The following is a 616-nucleotide window of genomic DNA, read 5'->3' as shown; positions in this document are numbered from 1 at the left end:
CCAGCAGCAACAGCACCAGGCCGACGAACAGAAACCCTGTCTGTACCCTAACCAAACGTTGGAGCAAAGCGGCCGGATAGGCGGCTTCCAGCAAGGCAGGAAATTCCACGATGACTACTTCGTATTGGGCGAGCGAGGCGCCGGCTATGTCCGACAAGGTTGCCTTTGGACTTACGCCCTGTAGCGGAGAGTAAAAAGCAACCGTACCATCCACTGCAAGTTGCTGCTTATGGTCGTTGGGTAGTAGGGTGAGCGTTCTAAGGCCGCTGGCAGCAAGGCGGGTCGAAAGGCTGGCTACAACGGTGCTCTTGCCTTCCGCCATGTGGCTGCTCAGCACCCCAACCACATATGGCTCCTGCGCCGCTTGCTTCTGCTGCATCCTGAGCAGCAGCTGCCGGGCTAATTGATTTTCCGCTTTGGTAAACAGCAGTTTTTGCTCAGCTGGCATCTCCCGGTTTTCAGGCAGGATACCAAACACGGGCAACTGCGTTTTGGTAGCGGCAAGGGCAGGGCTTTTCAATGCCGGATCAAGCAAACCTGCGGCGGCTATTCCACTAACGGTGATGAACAGGGCACCGAAAGTTCCAAAAAGCAGCAGCAACAGACGCTTGGATTT

General features: G+C 55.8%; 1 protein-coding gene. It reads right to left on the bottom strand.

The genetic code is table 11. From position 1 onward, the window contains the following. On the bottom strand, positions 1-616 hold a 616-nt coding region (locus J4D97_RS23195), incomplete at both ends, for a hypothetical protein (RefSeq protein ID WP_208309654.1).

Source organism: Hymenobacter defluvii, from assembly GCF_017589435.1.
In the GTDB taxonomy this organism is placed as follows: domain Bacteria; phylum Bacteroidota; class Bacteroidia; order Cytophagales; family Hymenobacteraceae; genus Hymenobacter; species Hymenobacter profundi.
The sequence above is the reverse complement of the archived record's forward strand: the minus strand, read 5'-3'. Positions and strand labels throughout refer to the sequence as shown.